General features: G+C 53.3%; 6 protein-coding genes, 1 tRNA gene and 1 pseudogene. 2 read left to right on the forward strand and 6 right to left on the reverse strand.

Features of this window, described 5'->3' with window-relative positions:
- Positions 1-98: 98 nt before the first annotated feature.
- Positions 99-332, forward strand: coding sequence for a hypothetical protein (locus HMPREF2875_RS03520; RefSeq protein WP_070670341.1), 234 nt, complete (start codon positions 99-101; stop codon positions 330-332).
- Between the two features lie 156 nt (positions 333-488).
- On the opposite strand, the gene HMPREF2875_RS03525 is transcribed toward HMPREF2875_RS03520, so the two are convergent.
- The 5 genes from HMPREF2875_RS03525 to HMPREF2875_RS03545 are packed head-to-tail and all read right to left on the reverse strand — an operon-like array spanning position 489 to position 6833.
- Positions 489-2261, reverse strand: coding sequence for an ABC transporter ATP-binding protein (locus tag HMPREF2875_RS03525; RefSeq protein ID WP_070670333.1), 1773 nt, complete (start codon positions 2259-2261; stop codon positions 489-491).
- Positions 2254-4002: an ABC transporter ATP-binding protein gene (locus HMPREF2875_RS03530; RefSeq protein ID WP_070510464.1), complete on the reverse strand. Its 1749-nt coding sequence runs from the start codon at positions 4000-4002 to the stop codon at positions 2254-2256. Before HMPREF2875_RS03530 ends, HMPREF2875_RS03525 begins: the two co-directional genes overlap by 8 nt.
- 7 nt (positions 4003-4009) lie before the next feature.
- The gene (locus HMPREF2875_RS03535; protein ID WP_070670335.1) at positions 4010-5479 is read right to left on the reverse strand and encodes an ABC transporter ATP-binding protein; all 1470 of its coding nucleotides are present in this window, start codon (positions 5477-5479) and stop codon (positions 4010-4012) included.
- Positions 5476-6201 carry an energy-coupling factor transporter transmembrane component T family protein gene (locus HMPREF2875_RS03540; RefSeq protein WP_034969655.1) on the reverse strand — a complete coding sequence of 242 codons (726 nt, stop codon included), beginning with the start codon at positions 6199-6201 and terminating at the stop codon, positions 5476-5478. The genes HMPREF2875_RS03535 and HMPREF2875_RS03540 overlap by 4 nt, the downstream gene beginning before the upstream one ends.
- Entirely contained in the window at positions 6198-6833 is a 636-nt protein-coding gene (locus HMPREF2875_RS03545) for an MptD family putative ECF transporter S component (RefSeq protein ID WP_070670338.1), read from the reverse strand. The genes HMPREF2875_RS03540 and HMPREF2875_RS03545 overlap by 4 nt, the downstream gene beginning before the upstream one ends.
- Before the next feature lie 140 nt (positions 6834-6973).
- On the opposite strand from HMPREF2875_RS03545, the pseudogene HMPREF2875_RS13180 reads away from it, so the two are divergent.
- A pseudogene (locus tag HMPREF2875_RS13180) lies at positions 6974-7234 on the forward strand (IS481 family transposase); the annotation flags it as partial.
- Between the two features lie 43 nt (positions 7235-7277).
- Here HMPREF2875_RS13180 and HMPREF2875_RS03555 read toward each other — a convergent pair.
- Positions 7278-7350 (reverse strand) — tRNA-Arg (locus tag HMPREF2875_RS03555).
- Positions 7351-7468 lie beyond the last annotated feature (118 nt).

A 7468-nucleotide genomic window follows, 5' to 3' on the forward strand; every position in this document is an offset into this window, starting at 1 on the left:
CAGAACACCGGTACCAAAAACTCGCATCTGACAATCGGTGCATTCTTCTCCGTTGCAGCAGCCCCCACGTCGCGGCACGGTACGGGGCGCCTGGCACCGTGCTCATTGGGCTCGGCTTGGAAGCCGTCGGCGTCCTTATCCTCGTCCTGCTTATGGGGCCGGATACGAATGGTTGGATCATCGCCGCGCCGCTGACCCTGTACGGCTTGGGCCTGGGGTTCGCCTCCACGCAGCCGACCGGCACGATGCTGCGGGATATTCCCGTCGATGACTCCAGGCAAGCCTCCGCAACGCAAACCACCGTGCGCCAGGGGCAGTGGTGTAGACCTTAAGCGAAGGCATGGCCAACGCCGCGCAGTGGTCGCTCGTAGCCGCTACCGCATTCTTCGCTCTGAGCCTTGTCGGTGCACTTAGGGTGCTCCGTGCTGCGGGGGGAGAGGGGGAGAGAAGGGTGTCCCCCGCAAACAATGCCGATCTCGGTGCCCGCGTTAATCGCGTCCCGAACTGATTTTCCACCCGCTTGCTGCTTTGCGTTGCTGCCAGAAGTGACGGTAGATACCGGGGACATCGGAAAGCTCAGAATGCGTGCCCAGCTGGCTGACTTGCCCGTGTTCATCCAAGACTACGATTTGATCAGCAGATTTGATTGTATCCAGCTTATGGGCGATGACAATAAAAGTAGATTGCTCCCGTAGCTCGTCCATCGCAGCAAGAATGTTTGCCTCATTTTCTGCATCGAGCGCGGAGGTAGCCTCATCAAAGAGTACAATCGGCGCTTGCTTGAGAAGCGCGCGAGCTACAGATACGCGCTGGCGTTCACCACCGGATAGAAGCCGCCCGCCTTCACCAACAGGAGTATGCCACCCTAGGCGGTTGGCAATAGAAGTCACGCCTGAAAGATCAGCTGCGCGGAAGACTTCCTCATCGGAGGCGTCGGGACGACCAACGCGGATATTAGCGATTAACGAGTCGTCGAAGAGGTAAACGTCCTGAAAGACCATGGACAGCCTGGACATTAACTGTTCGGTTCCAAGCTCGCGGATATCTACGCCGTCAACCATCACCGCCCCGGAATCTACATCCCAGAATCGCGAAATAAGGCGCGCAATTGTGGTCTTTCCGGAGCCAGAAGGACCGACAATGGCGGTAACGGTGCCTGGTCGAGCATGGAAAGTGACATCTACCAATACTGGTTTATCGCCGTATCCAAACGTGACATTAAGCAGCTCTACATTTCCCGAACCATCGCCTAGGCGCGGAGTAGTGGGTTCTGGCAGGGAAGGAGCATCGGTGATGAGCTCAGTTTCTGCAAGCGCGATACGGCCGGCATCTAAACCGACGAAAGAAGAACCCAGCTGCTCAAGCGTGCGGGTAAACCTCAAGCTGATTCCGATGATCGCAATTGTTTCTAGTGGCGATAGGGCGCCTTCAACGGCAAGATCCGCGGAGACCATAATGAGAGCCACAATGAAGATCTGCACTACTATGCCGTTGAGTAGCAAAGCTAATGTGGATACCCATAGCTCGCGTATTCGTGCTTTATGGTCGATTTCTAGCGCTTGCTCTAGTGGCGCAAAAACTTGTGATTGTCCTGCCGCGCGCAGGGCTGGTTGACGGTTAGCAAATTCTACGATGCGCTGGGAGAGCTCTTTACTCGGCCCCAGTGCGCGGTTCGATGCTTTCTCACGAATCCATGCAGCCAACTGCATCACCACGAGCGCCAATGGTGCGATGATAAGAAGGACCAAGCCCAGCTTCGGGTTCCAGAAACACGCTCCTACTAACAAGGTGACAAGTGCCGCGCTATCGCGGTATATCGTTCCTTGAACATGCGCAATGGTCTCGGACGCCACCATAAAGCGATCTGAAACGAGGCGAGATAGGCCGCCGGTATTAGCCGGTACGAACCAGCCGAGCGGTAGCGTTGCTAATTTATCGCCCACAGTCGTGTGCGCGGCTCGGATGAAATCCAAGGCCGTGTGGTAAGAGGCCAGGGTTGCGAAAAATCGTAGCGCAAAAGCTACGAGCGCAATTGCCAAAAGCGTCCACATCCATGGTGCGATCGTCGTATCCCCATCGAGTGCCTTTGTAAGTGGCACGAGCGTGAGAACGGCGAGGCCATCAAGCACGCCAACGATAAGCGATAGACAAGCATACCTTTTATTGAGCTTATGGCCTACAGGACTTTGCAGCTTTTTGACACTGCGAGTGAGTAGCGGATCACGAAGACGCGAACTAACAGGCGTAGTGGCATTAGACATGAGAATTATCCTTCATAGGCTTGAGGCAGATTATTTGGTCTGCTCCTTGGATGGACTCCGGCTTGTGGGCGATGACTAAGACGGTCTTGCCTCTGACGAGTGTGGCTAGAGCTGCTTGAATTTCTGCTTCGCAGTCAGGATCAGTTGCCGCAGTAGCTTCATCCAGGATCAAGATTGGGGCATTGGTAATGATTGCCCGGGCAATAGAAATGCGTTGCTGTTGTCCACCGGATAAAGAGGTGTCTTCACCAACAACGGTGTCGAGCCCAGCCGGTAAAGCGCGAATATCAGCAGCTATGTGCGCAGCCTCTGCGGCTTGCCAGATCTCTTCATCGCGGGCTTCTGGGCGTGCAAGGCGAATGTTTTCCCGAATACTCATACGCAGTAAGTGAGGATCTTGTAAGACGAAAGCCACAATGCGGTACAAACTGTCGAAAGTGAGATCACGGATATCCACGTTGTTGATAGTGATTGTGCCCGAATCTGGATCCTGGAAACGCGCCAGCATCGTTGCTGCTGTGGATTTGCCAGACCCGGAGGGGCCAATCAATGCCGTGACAGTGCCTGCATTTAGTTGCGCAGAAAAGTCTTGGAGGACTGGTTTGTCTGGGGCGTAGCTAAAGCTGACCTTATGGAACTCCACCTCCATGTCTTGACTACTGGCATCGAGGCTCTTTTGGCCTTCTTTCACATGGGAAATTGTCATGACTTCATCAAGGCGCAACGCCGCATTGCCAGCGAGCTGGTAAGACCACATCATTTGGCCGACGGTTTGAATCGTGCCCGGTATCACCAGCGCAATTAACGTTGTTGCGATGACTTCAGCGACCGTGACATAGCCACCAGCTATCAGCAGGGAACCGGCTCCTACATTGATAAGGATGAGGACAGGAACCGCCACCACAGACTCTGAGATTGCGGAAACACGCAGAAGCGGACGTACCCACTCGTAATAGAATTCCGCGAATTTTTGGGCAGCTTCGCGATATCGAGCGTGGGCTTTGCCAACGGTGCCGAAAGCCTTGACGACGGAAATACCTTCGGAGAACTCCACCGCAGTCGCAGAGACCTCACCCAGATAATTATCCATTTCCGCAGTTTTTGTGCCCATATCTTTCATTGAATACGCTTGGATTGCTAGGAAAATGGGCACAGTGGCAATAGAAAGTAGACCAAGGCGCCAATCCAAGATAAAGGCATAAACCAGAAGCGCGAGGGGCGTAAAGATCGCGGCGACCTTCTCTACAGGAGCATGGGCTGTCAGGGTGTGCAGAGTTAACGTATCGTCCTCGACGGCTTTGCGGACTTTGCCGGAATTAGTCTGGCTAAACCACGAGAGTGGTGCTTTCGCAATAGCGGTAATAATTCGGCGCCGGTTAATCCCCACCAGCTTTGCATCAGCGAAGTGGGTGATCGCAAGGGCAAGGAAATAGAAGAATAGCTGTCCCAAAAATGCAGCAAGTAGCCATTTCACAATGGACGCGACGTCATCAGTATTGCCGTCGATTAGAGCATTTCCCAGTGCCACCAACGCGACGTAGGGTGCTACGGCCAGTACCGAGGATATAAGCGAGAGAAACTGTGCGAAGTAGATGGTTGTTTGCACTGGGGCCAGTAGCTTTTTTAGAGCGACCTGCCCGGCTTTTAGTTTTGCGCGAGCCTCTTCTTCCGGTGACGCACCGTGTGATTCTGGTGCGTGGGTTCCGCTTGATTCTGTGGAACTTTGTTTTACTTCAGACATTACTTTCTCAATTCTTGTTGATGTCAGTCATATCGATGATTCTGGTGACTGATTCTTGGATGAATTCGTGGTCATGGGTGATGACGATGACCACTGCTCCGCTTGCTGCAAGAGATCGAAGGAGCGCAGAGATGGATTGCAGTTGGCGCCAGCCCACGCCAGAGGTAGGTTCATCGAAGATGTAGACCTCTGCTTGCTTGGCGTGGGCTGAAGCTATGGCTAAGCGTTGCCGTTGCCCACCGGACAGAGACTGCGGATGCCGTTGGGCCATTCCTGCCAGATCGAGGCGATGGAGAATCTCATTGACATCGATATGGTCCCGCTTCTTCTTTGCCAGTCCGAGCGTTACTTCTTCTTCGGTGGTGGCTGCGAATAACTGGCGGCCAACATCTTGCATCACCATGTACGCGGTACGTCTGCGGGCAGCCGCTCCTACTCGTTTGCTGTTCAAACGAAGACTACCGCCGCGTTTGGGAGAAGCAAGACCACAAATGATCCTGGCGAGGGTGGTTTTTCCAGCGCCGTTGGGCCCGATTAAGGCGGTGACTTCGCCGCTGGGGAAAAATACGTGGTCAATGTTTAGCACCTCATGCGTGCCATAAGAAAAACAGATGTTGCTTAACTCGAGTCCGCTCCGCTGGGGATCGGCGTTTTCGAGCGTGGGTGGTACCGGCACGCTCGCGGGCAGGGGAACGTGGTGTAAGCTGCGTAGCCCCAATTGTTTGCGTTCGGGTTCGTCTAAGGCATAAAACTCCTGAGCGTGGAAACTCCGCGTTATTTTTCCCTGAGTCAAGTAAATAACTTGGTCAGCGATATCTTTTAAGAAAAAGAGGCGGTGATCAGCGATAATGATCGTTGTGCCTAATTCCTTCAAGCGGTGTAGCGCGCGTGCAAGAATATCGATGCTTTCCATGGAGAGATTGGACGTGGGTTCATCGAGAAGCACGAGACTGCCCGGGGACACAAGCGCGCATGCGCATGCCACGTTTTGTAACTGTCCACCGGATAATTCTTTGAATCGCCGGCCCCGAAGATCGTTAATGCCTAGTAGCTCGACCGCTGATTGAATCCTCGACTCAATTTCTGTGGGATCCACACCAAGGTTTTCTAGCCCGAAGGCCAATTCTGCATTGACGCTTTCAGTGAAAAATTGTGTCCTTGGATTCTGGAATACTGAGGCGCTGAACTCGATGGCTCGGGACAGCGGTTCTTCCGCAGGGTTAAAAGCCTGGTCATCCTTTATAATAGTGATGGCGCCTAGTAGCTCTCCTGGATTGAAATGGGGGATGAGTCCGTTGATCAACTTGAGTACCGTGGACTTTCCCGATCCGGAATCACCGGTAATCAGTAGACACTGTCCTGGAGAGACAGAAAAAGACACATCAGATACACCTTGAATGCCTGGCCGAGCGCCCAATGGATATGTAAAAGAAGCGTTGTGGGCGTTTACACTGGTTGCGATACTGCGTTCGTTCATAAGTGGACCTCCGTGGGGAGCCAGACAGAGGCAACAATGAGGCCCAACCCAGCTAGTGCAGTTGCATCGACAAGCTTGAAGGAAAGATCGGCGGTGGTGGTTGGGCGTGTGGGGCCTCCCAATCCGCGGACAAGAGCAGAGGCAGCGAGCTCATCACCAGCGCGGACGACGGCGCCTAATAGGGGGATGATCAGCATCGCGGACGATTGTGTGGGCTGTGTGATCCAGCTTTTTACTCCAGGCTGGAGACCCCGAAGGACCATGGCATCGCGGATCGCTTTGGCTTCTGCCACGATTATCGGCAAAACGCGCAGGAAAACCGCCGGTGGAATGGTGGCCCAGCCTGGTAAACGCAGGTCCCGCAGTGCTGAGGTCAACGTGGATGGTGTGAGAGTGAGCAAGCCGAATGCGCCGATGGACATGCTGATGACAAAACGGCTTAGCCACGAAAAAATTGCCGCTGAAAAAGCGAAAAATGTGGAGCCAGGAAGCTGTAATAGGCCCCAATACCCTAGATAGGATAATGCAAAAGCGAACAGGCAAATAAGACCATAGTGTGGCTTTACTGTAGCTAGTGCGATGGAGCTGAAGGCGATAGAAATCAGCAGTGTCGGTAGGTGGCCGTGGCTGAGAGCTACCGCATTGATTACTAGAACAGAAAGCAGCACGGTCCGTGGATCGATCGAAGATCGACGAAGCACGCCCTGTTTTTGCAGGCTCACAGGAGACCAGCGCTTTCAAAGTGTTTGCGGCTGACGCGAACTCCGACCTTTCCTCCGATAAAGCCGACGATGAGCGCACAAATGGCCAGTACTCCAATGGTCCATGGCTGGAAGATATCCGACATAGCATCGGCGTATTCTTGACCCATTTGGTCTGCGATATCGACGTAGTATGAGTCCGTATCCAGAATTAGCGGGATAAAAGGCAAAGAAATCCAGACACAGAAGATGCCGTAGGCAATAGGGAAGGACTTGGCAATACTGAGGTGGCTTTTTGTAATAATCAAATCTGCGATAAACCCAAGAATTATGCTTCCCAGCAAGGTCCAGAAGTAGTGTCCGGTGAGCATGAATGCTAATCCGTTAATACCACCGACGAGGGTGAAAGCACCCATTTTGGACGTGCGGACGGCATAAAGCGCTAGCACGATTCCGTTTGCGATTGTCGCGATAAACCATCCAATAAACATGAATTGTGGTCCTGCGAATCCAATCATTCCGCTTATAAAGGTGATTACAAAGTAAAGTGCAGCAAAGATGCCAGCGTTGATGAGATCTCTGGTGTTTAAACGTGCCGTCGACCCACTGGATGAGCTTGTACTCCGTGCGGGCGTAGAGGACTGTTGGGTCATCGTAAACCTCGATTCATGAAAATTGGGCAAGGTAAGGCTTGCCTAATAAATATAATGCTGTTTATAAACTATTTCTAGTATTGATCTGAAGGTTCACCCTTAATGGGGGCGAATGCAGATAAGCGGACATCAAACCAGAGCACGACTACCGACTACGCACCGACAAAGTAGGCACGAACGGCAAGACAGCACTGCGATGGGGCGACAAACTACGCCGCCTCTACATCGGACGCCGATGGGGCGGAGAACCCATCACCATGGTCTGCGTCGACAACCACGTCGACATCAAAATAACCGCCACCGGGGCACAAATCGCCGCCTACACACGCACCGAGGAAAAGATCTATTACAACAAGAAAGACAACGAACTCAACCCCAACGGGGCAACTAAAAACAAAAAATTTCGAGACACCGACCGGAACGATGTCTCGAGACTTCACAGCGTGCCCCAGAGAGGATTCGAACCTCCGACACCGGCTTTAGGAGAGCCGTGCTCTATCCCCTGAGCTACTGGGGCAGGGGGTGCGTTGCGCACCTAGGTAAGACTAGCAGCCCTGCTTAGGGCGGCGGTAAACGCGTGGCCTTTGGTCGCGCTGGCTGCGGGGGGTGTTCCTATATAGTTTGTCAACCTCGCG

The organism is Corynebacterium sp. HMSC078H07 (assembly GCF_001812805.1).
In the GTDB taxonomy this organism is placed as follows: Bacteria; Actinomycetota; Actinomycetes; order Mycobacteriales; family Mycobacteriaceae; genus Corynebacterium.